Source organism: Zwartia lucis (assembly GCF_965234455.1).
Classification (GTDB): Bacteria; Pseudomonadota; Gammaproteobacteria; order Burkholderiales; family Burkholderiaceae_B; genus Zwartia; species Zwartia lucis.
Genome location: NZ_OZ248477.1, coordinates 99270 through 120261, shown reverse-complemented (window position 1 = coordinate 120261; position 20992 = coordinate 99270). Strand labels below are relative to the sequence as shown.

The 20992-nt window shown below is 53.5% G+C and carries 21 protein-coding genes; 5 read left to right on the top strand and 16 right to left on the bottom strand.

Annotation, left to right across the window (positions count from 1 at the left end):
- Positions 1–2: 2 nt before the first annotated feature.
- Entirely contained in the window at positions 3–1211 is a 1209-nt protein-coding gene (locus AC8GE9_RS17180) for a pyridoxal-phosphate-dependent aminotransferase family protein (protein ID WP_506678399.1), read from the bottom strand.
- Between the two features lie 135 nt (positions 1212–1346).
- On the opposite strand from AC8GE9_RS17180, the gene AC8GE9_RS17175 reads away from it, so the two are divergent.
- A complete protein-coding gene (locus AC8GE9_RS17175) occupies positions 1347–1871 on the top strand; it encodes a hypothetical protein (RefSeq protein ID WP_506678397.1) in 525 nt (174 codons plus the stop codon).
- Between the two features lie 12 nt (positions 1872–1883).
- Here the strand turns inward: AC8GE9_RS17175 and ftsB are convergent, their stop codons facing one another.
- From ftsB to AC8GE9_RS17135, 8 genes are all read right to left on the bottom strand, one after another.
- A complete protein-coding gene (gene ftsB, locus AC8GE9_RS17170; RefSeq protein ID WP_506678396.1) occupies positions 1884–2222 on the bottom strand; it encodes a cell division protein FtsB in 339 nt (112 codons plus the stop codon).
- A gap of 50 nt (positions 2223–2272) precedes the next feature.
- Positions 2273–3559, bottom strand: coding sequence for a phosphopyruvate hydratase (gene eno / locus AC8GE9_RS17165; protein WP_506678395.1), 1287 nt, complete (start codon positions 3557–3559; stop codon positions 2273–2275).
- A gap of 30 nt (positions 3560–3589) precedes the next feature.
- Positions 3590–4444: a 3-deoxy-8-phosphooctulonate synthase gene (gene kdsA, locus AC8GE9_RS17160; protein WP_506678439.1), complete on the bottom strand. Its 855-nt coding sequence runs from the start codon at positions 4442–4444 to the stop codon at positions 3590–3592.
- Entirely contained in the window at positions 4441–6090 is a 1650-nt protein-coding gene (gene pyrG, locus AC8GE9_RS17155; RefSeq protein ID WP_506678393.1) for a CTP synthase, read from the bottom strand. The genes kdsA and pyrG overlap by 4 nt, the downstream gene beginning before the upstream one ends.
- 126 nt (positions 6091–6216) lie before the next feature.
- Positions 6217–8025 (bottom strand): aminopeptidase P family protein, encoded by a 1809-nt coding sequence (locus tag AC8GE9_RS17150; RefSeq protein WP_506678392.1) that lies wholly within the window; start codon positions 8023–8025, stop codon positions 6217–6219.
- A 9-nt stretch (positions 8026–8034) separates the two neighbouring features.
- Complete coding sequence (locus AC8GE9_RS17145) at positions 8035–8691, bottom strand: CoA transferase subunit B (protein ID WP_506678391.1); 657 nt, start codon at positions 8689–8691, stop codon at positions 8035–8037.
- 11 nt (positions 8692–8702) lie between these two features.
- Entirely contained in the window at positions 8703–9404 is a 702-nt protein-coding gene (locus AC8GE9_RS17140) for a CoA transferase subunit A (protein ID WP_506678390.1), read from the bottom strand.
- Positions 9405–9437: 33 nt separating this feature from the next.
- Positions 9438–9884, bottom strand: coding sequence for an acyl-CoA thioesterase (locus AC8GE9_RS17135; protein ID WP_506678438.1), 447 nt, complete (start codon positions 9882–9884; stop codon positions 9438–9440).
- Between the two features lie 130 nt (positions 9885–10014).
- Here AC8GE9_RS17135 and AC8GE9_RS17130 point away from each other — a divergent pair, with 130 nt between their 5' ends.
- From AC8GE9_RS17130 to lipP1, 3 genes are read left to right on the top strand one after another with little or no spacing between them, the layout of a single operon-like run.
- Complete coding sequence (locus tag AC8GE9_RS17130) at positions 10015–11661, top strand: electron transfer flavoprotein-ubiquinone oxidoreductase (protein WP_506678389.1); 1647 nt, start codon at positions 10015–10017, stop codon at positions 11659–11661.
- A 21-nt stretch (positions 11662–11682) separates the two neighbouring features.
- Positions 11683–11970, top strand: coding sequence for a cupin domain-containing protein (locus AC8GE9_RS17125; RefSeq protein ID WP_506678388.1), 288 nt, complete (start codon positions 11683–11685; stop codon positions 11968–11970).
- A 34-nt stretch (positions 11971–12004) separates the two neighbouring features.
- Positions 12005–12940 carry a LipP1 family hormone-sensitive lipase gene (lipP1, locus tag AC8GE9_RS17120; RefSeq protein WP_506678387.1) on the top strand — a complete coding sequence of 312 codons (936 nt, stop codon included), beginning with the start codon at positions 12005–12007 and terminating at the stop codon, positions 12938–12940.
- Between the two features lie 4 nt (positions 12941–12944).
- Here the strand turns inward: lipP1 and AC8GE9_RS17115 are convergent, their stop codons facing one another.
- The 5 genes from AC8GE9_RS17115 to AC8GE9_RS17095 all read right to left on the bottom strand — a co-directional run bounded on the left by AC8GE9_RS17115 (position 12945) and on the right by AC8GE9_RS17095 (position 18792).
- Positions 12945–13796: a fumarylacetoacetate hydrolase family protein gene (locus tag AC8GE9_RS17115; protein ID WP_506678386.1), complete on the bottom strand. Its 852-nt coding sequence runs from the start codon at positions 13794–13796 to the stop codon at positions 12945–12947.
- An 88-nt stretch (positions 13797–13884) separates the two neighbouring features.
- Positions 13885–14343 (bottom strand): CopD family protein, encoded by a 459-nt coding sequence (locus AC8GE9_RS17110; protein ID WP_506678385.1) that lies wholly within the window; start codon positions 14341–14343, stop codon positions 13885–13887.
- 111 nt (positions 14344–14454) lie between these two features.
- A complete protein-coding gene (gene acs / locus AC8GE9_RS17105; RefSeq protein ID WP_506678384.1) occupies positions 14455–16434 on the bottom strand; it encodes an acetate--CoA ligase in 1980 nt (659 codons plus the stop codon).
- Positions 16435–16501: 67 nt separating this feature from the next.
- Positions 16502–16909, bottom strand: coding sequence for a heme-binding protein (locus AC8GE9_RS17100; RefSeq protein ID WP_506678383.1), 408 nt, complete (start codon positions 16907–16909; stop codon positions 16502–16504).
- Entirely contained in the window at positions 16906–18792 is a 1887-nt protein-coding gene (locus AC8GE9_RS17095) for a propionate--CoA ligase (RefSeq protein WP_506678382.1), read from the bottom strand. Before AC8GE9_RS17095 ends, AC8GE9_RS17100 begins: the two co-directional genes overlap by 4 nt.
- Before the next feature lie 212 nt (positions 18793–19004).
- Between AC8GE9_RS17095 and AC8GE9_RS17090 the strand changes: the two genes are divergently transcribed.
- A complete protein-coding gene (locus AC8GE9_RS17090; RefSeq protein WP_506678381.1) occupies positions 19005–19571 on the top strand; it encodes a C40 family peptidase in 567 nt (188 codons plus the stop codon).
- On the opposite strand, the gene AC8GE9_RS17085 is transcribed toward AC8GE9_RS17090, so the two are convergent.
- On the bottom strand, positions 19542–19859 hold the full coding sequence (locus tag AC8GE9_RS17085) for a DUF2325 domain-containing protein (RefSeq protein ID WP_506678437.1): 318 nt from the start codon (positions 19857–19859) through the stop codon (positions 19542–19544). The two genes, AC8GE9_RS17090 and AC8GE9_RS17085, sit on opposite strands and share 30 nt — an antisense overlap.
- A 171-nt stretch (positions 19860–20030) precedes the next feature.
- Positions 20031–20975 (bottom strand): CysB family HTH-type transcriptional regulator, encoded by a 945-nt coding sequence (locus tag AC8GE9_RS17080; protein ID WP_506678380.1) that lies wholly within the window; start codon positions 20973–20975, stop codon positions 20031–20033.
- Positions 20976–20992: the final 17 nt, after the last annotated feature.

The following is a 20992-nucleotide window of genomic DNA, read 5'->3' as shown; positions in this document are numbered from 1 at the left end:
GATTAACCTTCGACCTTGGCGAGATATTCCACAGCGCTTCGCACACCTTGATTGCCAACATTGATCCCTAGGGATTGCATCGCGGCTTCGACGCCAGCTAAACAACCGAGGATCATGGCGGGATTAAGGTCTCCTAAATGACCAATACGAAACACCCTTCCTGCAAACGGTCCGAGTCCCCCTGCAATCATCACCTGGAATTTTTCTCGGGCGGTTTGACGGATCAACTCGGGATCAATGCCTGGCTTGACCAAAATCGCCGTCACCGAATCGGAGCGGGCCTCAGGCACTTGACAAAGAAAGCCCAAGTGACCAGCCTGGGACCACGACTGCACCGCTGCACGAACTGCGCCCGCGAGCGCGCGATGACGCGCAAAGACGCGCTCGACACCTTCGCACTCAAGGAGCTCAAAGGCGGCTTCCATGCCAAATAACAAGTTTTGAGGGGCTGTACCACAAAAACGGCTGTAGGAAGGCCCTTTGCGACGGCGCAACCAATCCCAATAAAATCTTGGGGAAGGATTGTTTTCGCAGACCTTCATGGCGCGCGCATCGGCAGCACAAAAGCCTACTCCAGGAGGAACCATCAAACCCTTTTGGGAAGCACCAATCACTGCGTTGACCCCCCATTTGTCCATCTCGAAGGGGATCGCACCGAGCGAAGCCACGACATCGACGACGAACAAAGCGGGGTGTCCGGTCGCGTTGATGGTGTGACGAAGTGCCGGAACATCACTCGTCGTGCTACTTGCGGTATCCGTATGCACAGCAAAGACCGCAACGATCTCATGCTGCTTGTCCTCTCGCAAAATCTGCGCAACCGCCTCCATATCAATGGGGTAACCCTCGTGATATGGGGTACGAAGCACGATCGCGCCCATCGCCTCGGCCATGAGGGCCCAAGACTCAGAAAAGTGCCCTGTGCCGGGAATCAACACTTTTTGTCCAGGTGCCAGTAGATTGACAATCATCGCCTCCCAAGCACCGTGACCATTCGCCGCATAAAAAAAGACATCCGCCGCCTGCGTGTTCAACAGCTTTTTTAAGCCTGCCTCACAAGCATCGACGCACGCATCGACACGAGGATCACCCATATCCATCGGCTGCTTGGTCATCGCATCCAGCACCGCTTTGGGCACATGCGACGGTCCGGGGGAGTGCAGTAATCGTACGCCTGGAAAATATGGAAAAGCAGCTGCTGACGAGGTCATATCCGGTCCTTGTGAAAGTGGATAGATTTTAACCTGTCGATATCCATACGCGCTCATCCGTATCGACAACACGTACCTTGGACACCACACTTTGCGCACCCTTGCTCTCAACAGCCCTCAGTCTGCCAATACACTATGAATCCGATCACCCGCTTTTTCCTCGCATCTACCGACAGAGTCCAACCACAACAAGGTGCAGCAATGCTTGAATGCGTGCTGGCCTTGCTACCCATTCTGCTCGTGGGTAGCCTTTGTCTCGAGCTCGCACGTGGTTATCAACTCCGTCAGTTACTCCTTCTTTCACTACAAGAAGCTGCACGTGTGGCGGCAGTCCATCACGCCAAGCCACAAAAATGGCAACCCGTGCTGAAACGCTCTTTGTCCAGATTATTTATCCCGGCGGGTCGATTCGCTAATGCTCACATGCGACAAGAGGCAGCGCGGCAGGACTTTCAATCTCGTTTTAAGGTGCCACTCTGGCAGGCGTATCAAGTCGCATCGGATCCGGAGACCATTCACCTCCGCTTGATTTATCTGCATCGACCCATGCAAGAATGGTTAAGGATTTTGTTACAAGCATTACGTCAGGAGAAGCACGGCTTGATCCCGATCATCGTAGACTACCGTGTCTTGCGACAGCACAGTCATAGAGGGAGATAGATACAGACCAACTCAACGAGCAACTGGCTTGACACCTGCTGCAGGCTTAGAACTAGTCTTGAGTTCGGGAGGCTTTGCGCCAAGCGGCAAGATCTGAACAAAAACCTCCCCCTGCCGCATCATCCCGAGCTCACTGCGGGCACGCTCCTCAGAGGCTTCAGTTCCCGAGCGAAGGTCTTCGACTTCGGCTGCCAGCGCAACGTTTCGCGCACTAAGACCATCGTTAATCATGCGTTGATCAGCGACTTGCGTCTGCATATCCCAAACGGAAAACCACCCGCCCCGACCCATCCACAAGGGATACTGGATCAGACCAACCAGCGCAATCATCACAATCAGTAAAAGACGCATAGCACCTTATTTAACTGGAACGACCGAAGGCCGTTTCAGCAAGTCTAGATTTAGCGCAAGTTATAAAACGCATCGCGACCTGGATAGGTCGCGACTTCGGCGAGTTCTTCCTCGATCCGCAATAACTGGTTGTACTTGGCCATGCGATCAGAGCGCGACAATGAGCCGGTTTTGATTTGCATAGCGTTAGTCGCCACCGCGATATCCGCAATCGTCGAGTCCTCGGTTTCACCGGAGCGATGAGACACCACAGCGGTATAACCAAAACGTTTCGCCATTTCAATCGCTGCGAACGTTTCCGTCAAGGTGCCGATCTGATTAATTTTGATCAAAATCGAATTGGCGATACCTTGGTCGATGCCTTGCTTGAGAATCTTGGTGTTGGTGACAAATAAATCATCGCCCACCAACTGAACCTTACGACCAAGCCTTTCAGTCAAATGTTTCCAGCCCGCCCAGTCATTTTCAGCCATCCCGTCTTCGATCGAGATGATCGGATATTTGTCACACCACGTCGACAACAGGTCGGTCAAAGCCTCGGAGGACAGGGACACACCACCCTCGCCGTGCAAGGTGTATTTACCATCACGATAAAACTCAGAGGCCGCACAGTCCAGACCCAAGGCAATCTGTGAGCCTGGCTCATAGCCTGCGTTTTCAATTGCGCGCAAAATCAGCTGAATCGCCGCTTCGTGATTGGGGACGTTTGGGGCAAAACCGCCTTCATCACCCACGGCTGTCGACATGCCCTGATCGTTGATAATTTTCTTGAGCGCGTGGAATATTTCCGCCCCCATACGCAAGGCTTCACGAAAACTCGACGCGCCGATTGGCAGAATCATCAACTCTTGCATGTCGAGCGTGTTGTTCGCATGCGCGCCACCGTTGATCACGTTCATCATCGGCACGGGCATGCTCATCGGGCCGCTACCACCAAAATAGCGATAAAGAGACAAGCCTGACTCATCAGCGGCTGCACGGGCGACGGCCATACTCGCGGCCAAAATGGCATTGGCGCCAAGGCGTGACTTGCCCTCCGTGCCGTCGAGTTCGATCAATGTACGATCCAGGAATGTTTGCTCTTGCGCATCGAGACCCATCAAGGCTTCGGAGATCTCGGTGTTCAGATTTTCCACAGCGCGCAAGACACCCTTGCCGAGGTAACGGGACTTGTCACCGTCACGTAACTCAATCGCCTCACGGCTACCCGTCGAGGCGCCAGACGGCACAGCCGCACGGCCCATCGCACCTGATTCGAGTAAAACGTCGCACTCGACGGTCGGATTACCACGCGAGTCGAGAATTTCACGACCAATGATGTCTACGATTGCACTCATTTCTGTCTTTCCTGAAAAATAAAAATTCCGTTAAACAAAATGCGACTCTAGAAAACCATGCTTTTTAACGACACGATCAAGTTCGATTAGGGTCGTCAAGAGATTCTTCATTTGGCCGAGCGGCACGGCGTTCGGGCCGTCGGACAGCGCTTTGGAAGGATCTGGATGGGTTTCCATAAAAAGACCTGCAATACCCGCTGCAACGGCGGCACGCGCAAGCACGGGCACAAACTCACGCTGCCCACCCGAAGAAGTACCCTGTCCGCCTGGTAATTGAACCGAGTGGGTCGCATCGAAGACAACCGGACAGGCTGTTTCGCGCATGATGGCCAGTGAACGCATATCGGAGACAAGATTGTTGTAGCCAAACGAAACGCCGCGCTCACACACCATGATGTCCTCAGCGACACCGGCTTGCCGAGCTGCATGACGCGCCTTATTGACAACTTGCAACATATCGTGAGGCGCAAGAAACTGGCCCTTTTTAATGTTGACCGGCTTGCCACTCGCAGCACAGGCCTCGATAAAATCAGTCTGACGACACAAGAAAGCAGGTGTTTGCAACACGTCTACGACGGCGGCGACCGCCTTGACTTGATCCTTGTCATGGACATCGGTCAATACGGGAACCTGGAGCTCGGCACGCACATCGGCCAAAATTTGTAAACCCTCGTCCATGCCTGGACCTCGATAAGACGTCCCCGAACTCCGATTGGCTTTATCGAAAGAACTTTTATAGATAAAGGGGATGCCCAAAGAAGAGGTCATTTCCTTGAGTTGACCAGCGGTATCGAACGCCATCTGGCGTGACTCAATCACGCACGGACCCGCAATCAAGAAAAAGGGGTGCTCCAGGCCGACATCGAATCCACACAACTTCATCAGGTCACCTTACGCTTGGTCTGATGCGCCAGAGCCGCGTGAATGTAGCTGGTGAACAAGGGATGCCCTTCTCGTGGCGTAGAGGTGAATTCCGGGTGGAATTGCACGCCTACAAACCAGGGATGGTTAGGTAATTCCATGATTTCGGGAAGATTTTCCGTGGGCGTCCGGGCGCTGATGACAAGCCCAGCTTTTTCCAGTCGTGGTACGTAGATATTGTTGACCTCATAGCGATGGCGATGTCGCTCATTGACCTCAGGTCCATAAATTTGATGGGCGAGCGACCCCGTTTTGACGGGACATTTTTGCGAGCCTTTGCGCATCGTTCCACCAAGATCAGATTGTGTATCCCGTTTTTCCGTCACGCCTTCGCGATCCATCCACTCAGTGATCAACGCCACCACAGGATGCGGGGAAGCAGGATCAAACTCCGTACTGTTGGCTTGACCCAAGCCCGCCACATCACGAGCGAATTCGATCACCGCTAGCTGCATCCCCAGGCATATTCCCAAGTAGGGCACGTTATGTTCGCGGGCAAAACGAATCGCAGCGATCTTACCTTCGGTACCTCGCTTACCAAAACCGCCTGGCACCAAAATAGCATCAAAGGGCTTGAGCACTTCGACACCACTTTCTTCGATACTTTCGGAGTCGAGGTACTCGACTTTGACACGTGACTTGGTGTGAATACCAGCGTGGATCAAGGCCTCGGTCAGCGACTTGTAGGACTCGGTCAAATCGACGTACTTGCCGACCATCGCGATACGCACCTCGCGCTCGGGATGTTCGAGCTGATAGACCAGGTTGTCCCACATGGACAGATCCGCAGCGGGCGGGTTGAGGTTAAGCACCTCACAAATCAAATTGTCCAAACCTTGTTTGTGCAGCATCGACGGGATTTTGTAGATCGAATCCTCATCCCAAACCGAAATCACCGCATCAAGAGGAACATTGGAAAACAAAGAAATCTTGGCGCGTTCTTCGTCGGGGATCGGACGATCCGCACGACACAGCAAGGCGTGGGGGATGATTCCGATTTCGCGCAGCTTTTGGACGGAATGTTGGGTCGGCTTGGTCTTGAGTTCGCCCGCCGAGGCGATGAAAGGCACGAGCGTGAGGTGAATGAAGGCAGCGTTGTTGCGACCGAGACGCAGACTCATTTGACGAGCCGCCTCAAGAAAGGGAAGAGACTCAATATCACCTACGGTGCCACCGATTTCGACAATCGCCACATCAGTCGCACCGTCCCAGGATTGTTCCGCACCGCGTGCGATGAAATCCTGAATTTCATTCGTGATGTGCGGAATCACCTGCACAGTTTTGCCCAGATAATCGCCGCGCCGCTCTTTGCGCAACACCGACTCGTAGATCTGTCCGGTGGTGAAGTTATTGACCTTACGCATTTTCGAGGAGATGAATCTCTCGTAATGTCCGAGGTCCAAATCAGTCTCGGCCCCGTCTTCGGTCACGAAGACTTCACCATGCTGAAACGGACTCATGGTGCCTGGATCGACGTTGATATAAGGATCGAGCTTGAGTAGGGTCACCTGCAGGCCACGGGATTCGAGGATGGCGGCCAGAGACGCGGCGGCGATGCCCTTGCCTAGCGAGGACACCACACCACCGGTAACAAAGACAAATTTGGTCATGTGTTTGACGCCCCATCATGAGGCGTATGCGGGAAATTTGGATTATAGCCGCCTGTCTAACTTTTGCGGAAAACCCGTATAGATTTATCCACAACATTCACCACTTCTGTCACGCAGAGGCCATTTTTAACGGAAAGCCTCGGTGCGGTGCAACAACCAAGCCAAAGCTGGGCCACTCACTTTAGGCGCCAAACGGCTACGAACCTCGGCGTGGTAGGCGTTGAGCCAGTCGACTTCGTCTTGTCTGAGCTGGTCTCGCTGCACGCAACGGGTGTCGATCGGACACAAGGTCAGGGTTTCAAACTCCAAAAACTCACCAAACTCGGAGGTTCCGGCTGACACATTGCACACCAGATTTTCGATTCGTATTCCCCAGCGACCCGGACGATAAAGCCCAGGCTCGTTCGAAGTGATCATTCCTGGCTGCATGGCGGTCTGTGGTCCGGGCGACGCGCGATATGAGATCACTTGCGGCCCCTCATGCACGTTGAGGTAGTACCCGACCCCATGCCCTGTTCCATGGCCATACTCGGCGAGTCGCGCCCACAGCGGCGCGCGAGCCACAGCATCTATCATGGGCGATGCCACGCCGCGCGGGAACTTGAGCTTGGACAGAGCGATCATGGCTTGTAAAACAGCCGTGTAGTCGTCTTTCTGGGCTGCGCTTGGTTGCCCCACGGGCACCACACGCGTGATGTCTGTGGTTCCGCCAACATACTGACCCCCTGAGTCAATCAACAGCAGTCCGTCACCCGCAATCTGGGCAAAAGACTCGAGGGTGGCCCGGTAATGCGGCATGGCGCCATTGGCGTTGTAGGCCGCAATCGTGCCAAAACTCCGCGACACAAACCCCGCTTGCTGGCTGCGAAGCGCCAGTAATTGTTCATCAATCATGAGTTCATTGAGGGGGGAGGTATCGCAACATGCGATCGCGTCTTCTAGCCAAGCAAAAAATGCACACAGCGCGACACCATCATCCTCCATCACACGCCTCACGTGACCGAGTTCAAATGCCGTTTTCTGTGATTTGAAAAAAGTACTTGGATTGATCGCCCGCACCAACTGGCAAGACACGCGATCAACCAAGGCGCAGGTCGTGCGGGCAGGGTCAAACAACAAATGTGCACTTGCCTCAAGCTCGGACAGTGCCAGAGCTGCCTCTTGATAAGGCCGAACCTCAATCCCTTGCTGCGCCAGCGTCTGCGTCAGTGCTGCATCAATTTTTTCAGGCAACACAAAGAGAAATACCCGATCAGGCCCGACCAACACATGCGCCAGAAAAACCGGATTAAAACTGACATCTGCACCGCGCAAATTCAGCAACCAGGCAATATCGTCTAGGGTTGAAACGAGATGCCATTGTGCACCGCGCTCAACCATCTCAGCACGTACCCGCGCGAGCTTTTCCTGTCTCGACTGACCCGCGATACTCACGGACAACTCGCGCACCGCCGCAGTCGGCAAGGCAGGACGATCATGCCAACATTGTCCAGGCAGATCCAAAGACAAATCAAGCCTGACCGAACGTGGCGCTAGTTGCTCTTGTAAGGATTCACGCGCGGCTAAACCGAGCGCGCGACCATCCACTGCCACGACGCCCCCTTGAGGGACGTGCGCGCCAAGCCAAGCGGCATGCGCGGGATCAGTGGCGACGCCGATTTTCATCAGAGTCACACCCGAACCCACCAACTCCGCCTCAGCCTGCACCCAATAACGACTATCGACCCAAATTCCGGCAAAGTCCTGTGTCACGACGACCGTACCCACAGAACCCGTAAAACCAGTCAACCAATACCTGATTTGCCAGTATGCAGGAAGGTATTCGGATAGATGAGGGTCGGCCGAGGGGATCAGACAAGCATCGACACTGGCCTGTCGCATCGCGTCGCGCAAGGCGGATAAAGGGTTGTCCTGCGAATGCGTGGGTGAAGTCATGACGCAGGCTTACCCTTTGAACGTCGAGACATCGAGTTTGGCGGAGGTCTTGGACTTGATCTCATCGACGGTCACTCCAGGTGCGAGCTCAAGCAAATTGAGGCCATTGGGTGTCACTTCCATCACGCCTAGGTCGGTGATCACCATGTCGATCACACCCACGCCGGTCAGTGGCAAGGTGCACTTGGGCAGCAGCTTCAAATCAGTCGTACCGTCTTTTTTGGTCGCGACATGCTCCATCAGCACAATGACGCGCTTGACACCCGCGACCAAATCCATCGCGCCGCCCATACCTTTGACCATTTTTCCAGGAATCATCCAATTCGCCAGATCGCCGGTCTCAGAGACCTGCATCGCACCCAAGATCGCAAGATTAATCTTGCCTGCGCGGATCATGCCAAATGATTCTGCGGAGGAAAAAATGGCTGAGCCCGGTAGCGTGGTCACGGTCTGTTTACCCGCATTAATCAAATCAGGATCCACTTCACTGTCAAGCGGATGAGGCCCAATCCCAAGCAAACCATTTTCAGACTGAAGCCAGACTTCGATATCGTCTGGCACATGATTGGCCACCATAGTGGGTAAGCCGATTCCTAAGTTGACGTAAAAACCGTCTTTTAATTCGCGCGCTGCACGCGCGGCCATTTCATCACGAGTCCATGCCATCTTTGTTCTCCTTAGCTTGCCGCGCGAACAATACGTTGCTCAATACGCTTTTCAGGCGTTGCATTGATCACAATGCGATGCACGTAAATGCCGGGTAAATGAATGTTTTCGGGTTCGAGTTCGCCGTTCTCAACGATACGTTCGACCTCGACGACAGTGAGTTTTCCAGCCATCGCGACCGGCGGATTAAAGTTGCGCGCAGTCTTACTAAACATCAGGTTGCCGCTGCGGTCTGCCACTTCGGCTTTAACCAAGGACACTTCGGGCACCAGGGCGCGCTCCATGATGTACTGTTGTCCGTCAAACTCCCGGACCTCTTTGCCCTCAGCGACGATCGTGCCGACGCCGGTTTTAGTAAAAAAGGCAGGGATTCCAGAGCCGCCTGCGCGCAAGCGCTCTGCCAGCGTACCTTGAGGTGTGAACTCAAGTTCAAGCTCACCTGCCAGGTATTGACGCTCAAATTCTTTGTTCTCGCCGACATAAGACGCAATCATGCGACGCACTTGGCGGGACTCGAGCAAAATCCCCAAACCAAAGCCATCCACACCCGCGTTATTACTGATACAGGTCAAATTTTGGACCCCGAGATCCTTGACTGCGGCAATTAAGGCCTCCGGAATCCCACACAGTCCGAAACCACCAACAGCGATGGTCTGTCCATCTTTCAAAATACCGTTTAGCGCGTCTTTTGCACTCGGATACAGCTTGTTCATCAGAACGACTCCTTGAAGGTCACCTACATTCGATTATCGACGATTTATAGAGCTTGCCAACGCCTGTAAGACATCCACAGGCCAGGGGTGCCCACGGTTTAATTCAAAATCCATCCAAACCATGATCGACTTACCCTGGGCGCAGAGCTCAAGCCCATCGGGATGTATCACGGACAGGTCCACAGCATGTTCCATGCTAGAGCGGCCAATGCGCTCCACGCGATGACTCACCCGAATCAAAGCAGGATACGTAATCGGTTTTTTAAAATCACAAGCGCAATGCACCACGACGGGACTAAACCGAGCGCTTTGTTGAACCTTGCCATCGTAGAACATCCTAATCCGCCCCTCTTCCATATAGCGAAAATAATTGGCGTTGTTAAGATGATTGAGCGCATCGGCGTCTGCCCAGCGCATCGGCAGGTCAAAATCAAAAATATCGCCCACCTCGAGCGTACGGCTCAATCCATCGGGTTGCACCAAAGTCTTCTCCATAAAAACAGCGAAAGGGTGCGTTCGCGCCTTTGCAAGACTAACAGCCCCGAAACGCCTCACGCGTGCAATACAATCCTCACAATCAAATATCATACTTGGAAGCAGGGAGACTCTCATGTCCGAACGTGAATCGATGGAATACGACGTTGTCGTCGTGGGTGGCGGTCCTGGAGGACTGGCGACAGCCATCCGGCTTAAACAGCTTGCTGCTGAGCGCAATCACGAGATTTCCGTCTGTGTGCTCGAAAAAGGCAGTGAAATTGGCGCCCATATTTTATCTGGGGCCATCATGGATCCCAAGGCACTCACTGAATTGCTGCCCGACTGGAAATCTACGGGTGCCCCGCTCAATACAGCGGTGACCGAGGACGAATTCCTCTTTTTGTCCCCCACAGGATCACAAAAAACGCCTAACTGGCTGCTGCCAGAGTGTTTTCAAAACCACGGTAACTATATCGTCAGTCTGGGCAGCGTCGCCCGCTGGATGGGCGAGCAAGCCGAAGCCCTTGGCGTCGAGATCTTCCCTGGCTTTGCCGCGGCCGAGGTCCTGTATGACGACAAAGGGGCAGTGCGAGGCGTCGCTACCGGTGACATGGGCGTGGGTCGCGATGGTCAACCCACCGACCAATACCAGCGCGGTATGGAGCTCCATGCCAAATACACGATCTTCGCCGAAGGCGCGCGCGGTCAGCTCGGCCGCCAGCTGATCGAAAAATTCAAGCTTGACCAGAACCGCGACCCGCAAAGCTATGGGATTGGTATCAAAGAACTATGGGAAGTCGAACCCTCCAAGTCGCGCCCAGGACTGGTGGTGCATACCGCCGGCTGGCCGCTAGATGCGGATACCTATGGCGGCTCCTTCCTGTATCACCTCAAGGATAATCTGGTCGCGGTCGGCATGGTGGTCGGTCTGGACTATGCCAACCCTTGGATTTCGCCCTTTGAGGAATTCCAGCGTTATAAAACACACCCTGCTATCCGCGGCACCTTCGAGGGGGGCAAACGGATCGCCTATGGCGCGCGCGCCATTACCGCAGGTGGTTTATTGTCCTTGCCCAAGCTGGTGTTCCCAGGTGGCGCACTCGTCGGCTGCGAAGCAGGTTTCCTGAATGCGTCACGTATCAAAGGCAGTCACGCCGCGATCAAGTCCGGCATGATGGCCGCCGAAGCCGCCTTTGACGCCTTGGTCGCCCAACGCAGCCACGACGAGCTACCCGCCTACCCCGCCGCGTTTGAGAACTCATGGCTGCATACCGAGCTCAATAAGGCTCGCAACTTTAAGCAGTGGTTCAAAAAAGGCCGTTCGATTGGCACGTTGATGACCGGTATCGAACAATGGCTGCTCAAGGGCAACATGCCCTGGACGATCCATCGCGACAAGCCTGACCACGCCTGCCTCAAGCCTGCCGCCGACTGCGTCAAGATCGACTATCCAAAACCCGATGGTGTGCTGACCTTCGATCGCTTAAGCTCGGTGTTTATCTCCAACACCAATCACGAGGAAAATCAGCCGATTCATTTGACGCTCAAAGATGCATCAGTTCCTGTGTCCATCAACTTGGCTAAGTTTGCTGGTCCAGAGGCACGCTACTGCCCGGCAGGGGTCTACGAATACGTCAAGGATGATCAGGGCGCGGATCGTTTGCAAATCAATGCGCAAAATTGCGTACATTGCAAAACCTGCGACATTAAGGACCCTACACAAAACATCATCTGGGTCACACCACAAGGTGGTGAGGGTCCGGTTTACACCGGCATGTAATTTCCACAGGAAACAAAGATCATGACAACACGTCCTCAAGCTACACCCACCACACAGATCGATAACGACCGCGTGATCGTCACTGAGTGGCGCTTCGCTCCTGGTGCCGAGACAGGCTGGCACACCCATGGCCACGATTATGTGGTGGTCCCCACGACCAACGGCCTGCTTCATCTCGAAACACCCGACGGCCACAAAGAGTTTCCCTTGGTGCTTGGTAAGTCCTATACCCGTGGCGCCGGCGTCAACCACAACGTGATCAACGCCAGCGACCACGAAGTTGTCTTTGTCGAGATCGAAATACGCTAAATCTTCTCTCAACCCCTTTTTCGGAAACAATGACATGCTCGATCCACAAGCCAAGGCCCTGATTGATCTCGTTATTGAAAAAGGGATTCCCCCTGTTCACACAACCGAGCCTGTACAAGCCCGGATTTTTTACGCCGAGCGACGCTTTTTTAGCCAGCCCGATGCGCCAGAGGTTGCGCAGGCACTGGATATCCAAATTCCCGGTCCAGCGAGTACGATCACCGTGCGCCACTACCGGCCACTGGGCTCAGCGACGACGGCAACCTTGCCTGCCCTGGTTTATTACCATGGTGGCGGCCATGTGATCGGTGATCTCGAGACACACGATGTGCTGTGTCGCACACTCTCCAATCAAGCCCAATGCGCAGTATTTTCAGTCAACTATCGACTCGCCCCCGAGCACATTTTTCCTGCCGCCGCTGAAGACTGTATCGCCGCTACAAAATGGGTGCACGCCAATGCATCTTTGCTCAAGATCGATGCCGCGCGGATTGCGATCGGTGGCGATAGCGCGGGTGGCCAGCTCGCGGCGGTCGTCGCCCTGGCACTCAAGCAAGACGGTGCCTTCAAACCTGCTTTACAGCTGTTGATCTACCCGGTTACCGATGCGAGCTCCGAGCGCGAATCGATGCGCACCAATGGCCAGGGTTACTTGCTCACCCGAGATTCAATGCATTATTTTTATGGGCATTACATGCCTGAGGCATGGATGCGCCAAGACTGGCGCGCCTCGCCCATGTTGGCCAAAGACCACACAGACTTGCCACCCGCGCTTGTGCTCACCGCTGGGTATGATCCGTTGCGAGATGAGGGCTACGCCTACGCCGACAAGCTATCGTCAGCAGGCGTCCCCACGCAATATGTATGCTTTGAGCGTCAGATCCACGGTTTTGTGCCGTTAGGTCGGATCCTCGACGAAGCCAACACGGCCGTGAAGCTCTGCGCGCAGGCGCTTCGCGACCGTTTTTGAGCGTTTATTTTTTAAACGCAATCACTTCTTGGCGCTGCTCGCCCAGACCCTGGATACCCAACGTCATGACGTCGCCCGCCTTGAGGTAACGCGGCTTGGGCTTAACACCCATGCCGACACCCGGGGGCGTGCCCGTCGTGATGAGGTCACCTGGCATCAGGGTCATGAATTCACTGACATAGCTCACGATCGTGGCCACATCAAAAATCATGGTCTGCGTATTGCCCGTCTGAAAACGCTTACCGTTTACATCGAGCCACATATCGAGCGTTTGTGGATCTTTGATCTCGTCAGTGGTCACCAACCAGGGGCCAACTGGACCAAAGGTATCGCAACCCTTGCCCTTGTCCCAGGTGCCGCCTCGCTCGAGCTGATACTCGCGCTCGGAGACGTCATTGACCAGACAATAGCCTGCAACGTATTTCAGGGCGTCTTTCTTGCTGACGTAACGCGCTTTTTTACCAATCACAAACGCGAGCTCGACTTCCCAGTCTGACTTTTTAGAGTCTTTGGGCAACATCACCTTGTCATTGGGGCCCGACAAACTGGTGTCGGCTTTAAAGAAAATGATGGGTTCTTTTGGGCAAGGCATACCGGCTTCGGCAGCATGGTCTGAGTAGTTCAGACCGATCGCCAGAAACTTACCGACGTTGGCGATGGGTACGCCAAAGCGTGGCTTACCTTTGACCAGTGGCAATGTGCTCGTCTTGATTTTGGCGAGCTTGGCGAGTGCGGCTGAGGACAGTTGCTCGGTTGTGATGTCAGACACGACACCAGACAAGTCGCGTAACTTACCTTCTTTATCGATCAGGCCGGGCTTTTCTTTGCCTTTCGCGCCGTAACGTACGAGTTTCATTGCTTCTCCTTGGTTGAATGCTTTCGCAATTTAACAGCTAACGCGAAGCCAAATCAATCAACCAAGCAAAACCATCCCTCTCATACCGTCAGAAGTAGCGACCGCCCGCGCCGATCACAACTGTGATCAGACCGAGTACAAGATTCGTCAACAACAACATACGGATTTGTCCAAGCGCTTGCGCGCCCACCGGCCAATGCTTGTCCGCGACAGCCGCCTTGAGCTTTTTGAAAGGACTCGCATAGATGTAAGCAAAAATCACGGTCATGATCACAGCAATGAGCAACATGGCATGCACGTGCCCGCCAAGCTTAGCCTGCGCGCCCATGAGAGAAATCAGACCAAAGCCCGTCGCAAACAACACCACAATGGAGACTTTGACCCAAATAAAAAATCGCTTAAACACACCACATAAAAGCGTCAAGCGCTCTGGGGGTTGAAGCACCTCAGCCGCGGTTGGACGCAGAGCACTGTGCGCGAAAAACATTCCGCCCACCCAAATTAACGCAGCCAACAAATGCAGCACAATCAAAATCGCAATTGACATGGTGATCTCCAGAGTAGTCGTACCGCAGTCTACCCCTCATTTGATTTGTGCAACAAAAAAGGGCCTCTTTCGAGACCCTTTAAACCTACACCTCATGTGGCTATTCGGTGTTTATACCGGCGTGGACAACTGATCCAAAATCGCAGGATTTTCCAAAGTAGAGACATCCTGCGTGACCTTTTCTCCCTTTGCCACCACGCGAAGCAAGCGACGCATTATTTTGCCTGAACGCGTCTTGGGTAGGTTGTCACCAAAACGGATTTCTTTTGGTTTGGCGATCGGTCCGATTTCCTTAGCGACCCAGTTGCGTAACTCTTTGCCAAGCGCGATCGCCTCCTCACCTTCGGGACGCGTGCGTTTCAGCACAACAAACGCCACGACAGCTTCGCCAGTTGTGTCATCAGGACGTCCCACGACTGCGGCCTCTGCCACCATCGGATGCGCGACCAAGGCTGACTCGACCTCCATCGTACCGAGTCGGTGTCCTGACACGTTTAACACATCATCAATCCGACCCATGATCCAGAAACAGCCATCCTTGTCGCACTGGGCACCATCGCCCGCCAAGTAATAGCCGCCAAGTTCTGGCGGAAAATAGCTTTTGACAAAGCGGTCTGGATCTCCCCAGATGTTGCGGATCATTGACGGCCAGGGACGCTTGATCACCAGTAAACCACCCTGACCCGCCTCAACATCACCACCGACCTCGTCTACGATCGCAGCCGTAATGCCCGGTAAGCGCGTGGTGCATGAGCCAGGCTTGAGTGGTGTGGCGCCAGGCAGAGGCGTAATCATGTGTCCACCTGTCTCGGTTTGCCACCACGTATCGACAATCGGACAACGACTACCCCCGACATTGGTGTGGTACCACATCCAAGCTTCAGGATTGATGGGCTCACCGACTGAACCAATCAAACGTAGACTGTTTAAGTCGTAGGACTTTGGATGATGCGCTGCAGTGGCTTCAGAGGCCTTGATCAAAGAACGAATCGCCGTAGGTGCCGTGTAGAAAATCGTGGCTTTGTGATCCTGAATCATTTTCCAGAAACGACCCGCATCCGGATAGGTTGGCACACCTTCGAAAACAATCTGGGTCATACCAGCGGCCAACGGACCATAGGCGATATAGGTGTGACCTGTTACCCAGCCCACATCAGCGGTACACCAGAACACATCGTTCGCCTTGGCATCAAAGACCCACTGCATGGTCAATTTTGCCCAAAGCAAGTAGCCACCAGAGGAATGCTGCACACCCTTAGGTTTGCCCGTGGAGCCCGAGGTATACAAAATAAATAGCGGATGCTCGGCATTGACGGGGACGGCCGGACAGTCTTTTGCTTGGTTTTCCGACAACGCATGCATCCAAACATCACGCTTGGCGTCCCAGGCAATCTTGCCACCCGTGCGCTGATAGACAATGACATGTCGCACAGCCTCGCAATTGCCCATTCCAAGGGCCTCATCGACCGCCGGCTTGAGCGGGATCGCGCGGCCACCGCGCATTTGCTCGTCCGCAGTAATGACTAACGTGGCACCTACATCGGTGATACGTTCATGCAAACTCTTGGAGGAAAAACCACCAAATACGACCGAGTGCGTAATTCCGAGTCGGGCGCACGCCTGCATTGCGACAACAGCCTCGACCGACATAGGCAAATAAATAATAGAACGCTCACCAGCCTTGTAGCCGAGGGATTTCAAGCCATTTGCAAACTGACACACGCGTTCATACAGTTGCTGGTAAGTGACTTTTTGAACCTCGCCACTGTCAGACTCAAAAATGATCGCAACCTTGTTGGCATTGCCATTTTTCAGATTGACATCGAGACAGTTGGCAGAGACGTTGAGCTCGCCGTCGCCAAACCACTCATAGAACGGCGCGCGTGTCTCATCCAGCACCTTGGTAAAGGGCTTGTTCCAGTGCAGCTCCTCGCGCGCCAAGCGTCCCCAAAAACCCTCTGGATCCCGATCGGACTCCTCTAGCAATGCCGCATAACCCGCCGCCTGCGGGACATTGGCTTGTTTGGCAAAGTCTGCTGGAGGTGGAAAAACACGCGTCTCGACCAGTGTTGATTCAATTGAATTAGACATAAAAGGGAGTCTCCTCTTTTATCCGTTAGGAAGTGGGGGGGTTAAAAATACGTCTTCATTATGACCATTAAATCTTTAACGCAGCGATTCCGGCAGCGGCAATCTGCGCATCCTGATGGGACTGCACACCCGAGACGCCGACCGCACCGATCGTCACACCGTCTATCAAAATCGGCAACCCGCCCTCAAGCATGCCTTGTAACAACGGCGCGGACAAAAAGGACATGCGGCCCTGATTGATCATGTCTTCGTAAATTTTGGATTCACGGGCACCCATCGCAGCAGTATGCGCCTTTGCCGGCGCAATATAGGCCGAAATCGTATTGGCACCATCTAGACGCTGCATCCCGAGCATGTGGCCACCGTCATCTACCACTGCGATCGTCACAGCCCATTTGTTTTGATGGGCATGGGCCTTGGCAGCCTCGAGAATCAGTGAAACATCCGCATCGGTCAATACAACTTTGGTTTTCATAGTGAATCCTTAATTTGTTCAAGTGCACTGGGGTCTTCAATTGTGGTGAGGTCGCCTGGATCACGTCCTTCGCAAACGGCCACAATAGCTCGGCGGAGAACTTTACCAGAACGCGTTTTAGGCAGCACGGTGACAAAACGAACACGGGCAGGTCGTGCGACAGGACCCAACTGCTCGTCGACCAGCTTCATGATGTCGCCTTCGAGCTTCATATTCGCAGCAACATCGGCATAGAGGGAGGGGTCACGCAAGACCGCAAATCCAACAGCGACTTGCCCTTTAAGTTGATCCGCAATCCCCACGACGGCCGACTCGGCCACCGCGGGGTGACTATTAATGGACTCCTCGATTTCTCGGGTTCCTAAACGGTGCCCCGCCACATTAATCACGTCATCAGTGCGGCCCAAAATGAACCAATAGCCTTCTTTGTCGACCAGTCCCCAATCAAAGGTCGAATACACCTTACGTCCGGGAATGGAGGAAAAATAGGTCTCCACAAAGCGGGCATCATCGCCCCAAATCGTGGTCATGGCACCAGGCGGCAAAGGGGGAACAATCGCCACCACGCCCTTTTCATCGGGTCCCAGCTCTTCACCCGTTTGCTCATTTAGCACACGGACATCAAAACCATAGACGGGAAAAGACGGGCTACCGAACTTTGTCTGGACCTGTTCAATCCCAGGTTGAGCAGCCAAAATCGGCCAACCTGTCTCAGTCTGCCAGTAGTTGTCAATAATCGGTTTGCCCAAACCCTCCGCAATCCACTTGGCTGTCGGCTCGTCTAGAGGCTCGCCCGCCATATACAAAGCACGCAGGCTCGATAGATCATATTTTTTGAGCAGTGCAGGATCTTGCTTTTTCAAAACACGAATCGCGGTCGGAGCCGAAAACATCGTGTTGACTTTATACCGCTCGACCAGACTCCAGAGAATGCCTCCATCCGGGCGTACGGGTGTGCCCTCGTACAAAATCGTGGTTTGACCAGCTATCAACGGTCCATAGACAATATAGGAATGTCCCACCACCCAACCGATATCACTCGTACACAAATAGGTATCACCAGGCTTGCCATTAAAAATGCGTTGCATCGAAGACGCTAACGCGACTGCATAGCCACCCGTATCGCGTTGAACGCCCTTGGGCTTGCCAGTCGTCCCAGAGGTGTACAGCACGTAACTAGGCGAAGACGACTCCAGCCAAGTGACAGGCACCTCAACCCCGTCAAACTCCTGTCGCAAGGTGTCATAGTCCAGATCACGCCCTGCAACAGGCTCGAACGCAAACAGCCCGCGATTGACGACTATCACTTTCTCAGGTGGACGCGTCGACAAGGCGATTGCCCTGTCCATCAGGGGCTTGTAGGGTGTAACTTTGCCACCGCGCGAACCCGCATCCGCGCAAATAATGACCTTTGGAGCGGCATCGTCAATACGTTGTGCCAAATTCACCGAGGCAAAACCACCAAAGACGACGGAGTGAATCGCCCCTAAGCGCGCGCAGGCCAGCATCGCAAAAACCGCTGCGGGCACCATGGGCATATAAATAAGGACTCGATCGCCCTGGCCGACACCCTGAGCGACCAACATCGCAGCCATCGTATTCACTTCTTGGTAGATTTGGCGGCGGGTATAAGTTTGTTCTTGATCGACCTCGGTCGATACCCAGATCAAAGCAGGCTCGTCTGCCCGAGAGTCTAGCCATCGATCGACTGCGTTGAAACATAAATTGGTCTTTCCGCCCACATACCACTTGGCGAAAGGAGGGTTGGAAAAGTCTAAAACCTGCTCAAAGGGTGTTTCCCAATGGACAAGTTCGGCCTCTTTTGACCAAAATAGATCCCTATCATGTAGGGAATTGTGGTGGGTGCGTTTGATGGTCTGCATAACCGTCTCCGACTGCTTTTTTGGAATTTTGAGGCTTTTTGTACTACTATTCTGTCAGGTTTAGCTTTCACGAGCCTTTCCAGAACCTATTTTTTTTTGTGTGTTGAGTCAATATTTATCATTTATTCAACGAATTTTTTTCGTCTTTCGAGTGCACTAAAACGATGATATTCCCAACAACCGCAAGCGCAATGTCAAGAGTCGCCCTGCAGATGCTGCAAAGCACACGCATGGTTTTTGCTTGCTTGGGAGCGGTTTTATTAGTTGGTTGCGCAGGACAAGACGGCTCGGAAAACAGCAAGCGCGCGGGTACTGACTGGCGCAACTCCGCCGACCCAATTGGTGCCTTTGCCGTCGGACCTAAATACGTGGCTGGCTTGGGTGTGATCGATCATCCGCTGGCCAACCAAGCTCTTAATCAACTCGGGATTCGTTATCGTTGGGGTGGCAAATCCCCCGAAATGGGTTTTGACTGTAGTGGGCTGGTTGTGTACTCAGCTCAACGGTCCTTGGGTTTAAAACTGCCCCCGCGTTCTGATGATATCGCCAAGTTTGGTGACAAAATCAACAAAACAGACCTCCAGGTCGGTGATCTGGTCTTTTTTAATACTTTAGGCACGCGCTACTCGCATGTCGGTGTCTATTTAGGTCAAAACAAGTTTGTTCATTCTCCGACACGCGGTTCTGTTGTGCGCGTCGAAGACATGACACTGCGTTATTGGACGGCGCGTTACACTGGTGCTCGTCGCCTAGACCCGACGCTGATCGCAGCGCGCTGATCCCGCGCAATTACATAAGCCACACTGCTCGAGCGCCTGTTGCATCGCACACACGGATCGTCTGCATGCGACCACCCTCACCCCAGACTTTAGCGCTGCATTCCTAAACGTTTTCATGACGTTATGGCCTAAAAAATCCGTCAAAAGAATCACTATTTGCGTTCCACTGGGCAGCGCAAGAGTCTTTTTTTGATGTGCGGGATCCCGGCCACTAATGTGATGCGTAATCGAAATATTGTGTCCGCGCAGTAAGTTCGGGATATTTCCAAGGCGATCTGCCCCCACGATCACCGCGCTAAGCGTTGGATTCGCATACCCAAGACCTGTTTTGCGTACTGTGTTGCTGGGCGTCGAAACGCTTGCGTAAGAAGTATTGGGGATTGGAATCATGTCTGCTCCTAAAAATGGTGACAGACTAAATGATAATGATTCCTATTTAAATATCAAGCGTAATAATACTCATTCGTGTTTATTTTCAATAATATTTCGAACATGTACAGCATCTAACTCTGGGTTTAACATCGAAATAAACGTGTAAACATAATCACGTAAAAACACCCCGGACTTGAGCGCAACCTTGGTCGTTTGCTTGCCAAACAGGTGCCCGGCGGGCAGACTCACAAGATTTCCGTCACGCGCGGGCTCATAGGCCATACCGGCAATAATGCCGATACCCAAGCCAACATCTACATAGGTTTTAATCACGTCCGCATCGATCGCTTCGAGCACCACATCGGGACGGATACTGTGCGCCTCAAAGGCGCGGTCAATCGAGAGCCGCCCTGAAAAAGCTTTGTCATATGTCACGATCGGATAGCTCGCCAAATGCTCAAGCGAGAGCTCAAAGCCTTTTTTATGAGAAAGCTCAGCCAGAGGGTGATCAGGTTTGATGACGACAGAGTGTTCCCAAATGTAGCAAGGCATGGTCTCGAGTCCAGGCGTAAGTGCTAAAGACTCTGTGGCGACCGCGAGATCGGCCTGCCCGCTCAGAACCATTTGTGCGAGTTGCGGCGGACTGCCCTCGGCAAGCGAAAGATGTACTTTGGGAAACTGTTGGCGAAAAGCCGGGATCACTTTGGGCAATACATAGCGAGCCTGCGTATGCGTACACGCAATCACCAAACTTCCCTCGTCGCGCTTAGCAAACTCATCACTCACTTTTTTGAGATTGTCGATCTCTTGCATGATGCGCTCGACAACTTGCGCCACGGCCTTACCGGGCTTGGTTAAGCCCTTGATTCGCTTGCCATGACGCTCAAAAATCTGGACGCCAAGCTCATCCTCAAACTCAAGGATCGCTTTGGACACCCCAGGCTGTGAGGTAAACAAACTGCGAGCCGCCTCTGTGAGGTTGAAATCTCGGCGAATGGTTTCACGGACAAAACGAAACTGCTGCAAATTCATGTTGAATCTCCTATCAA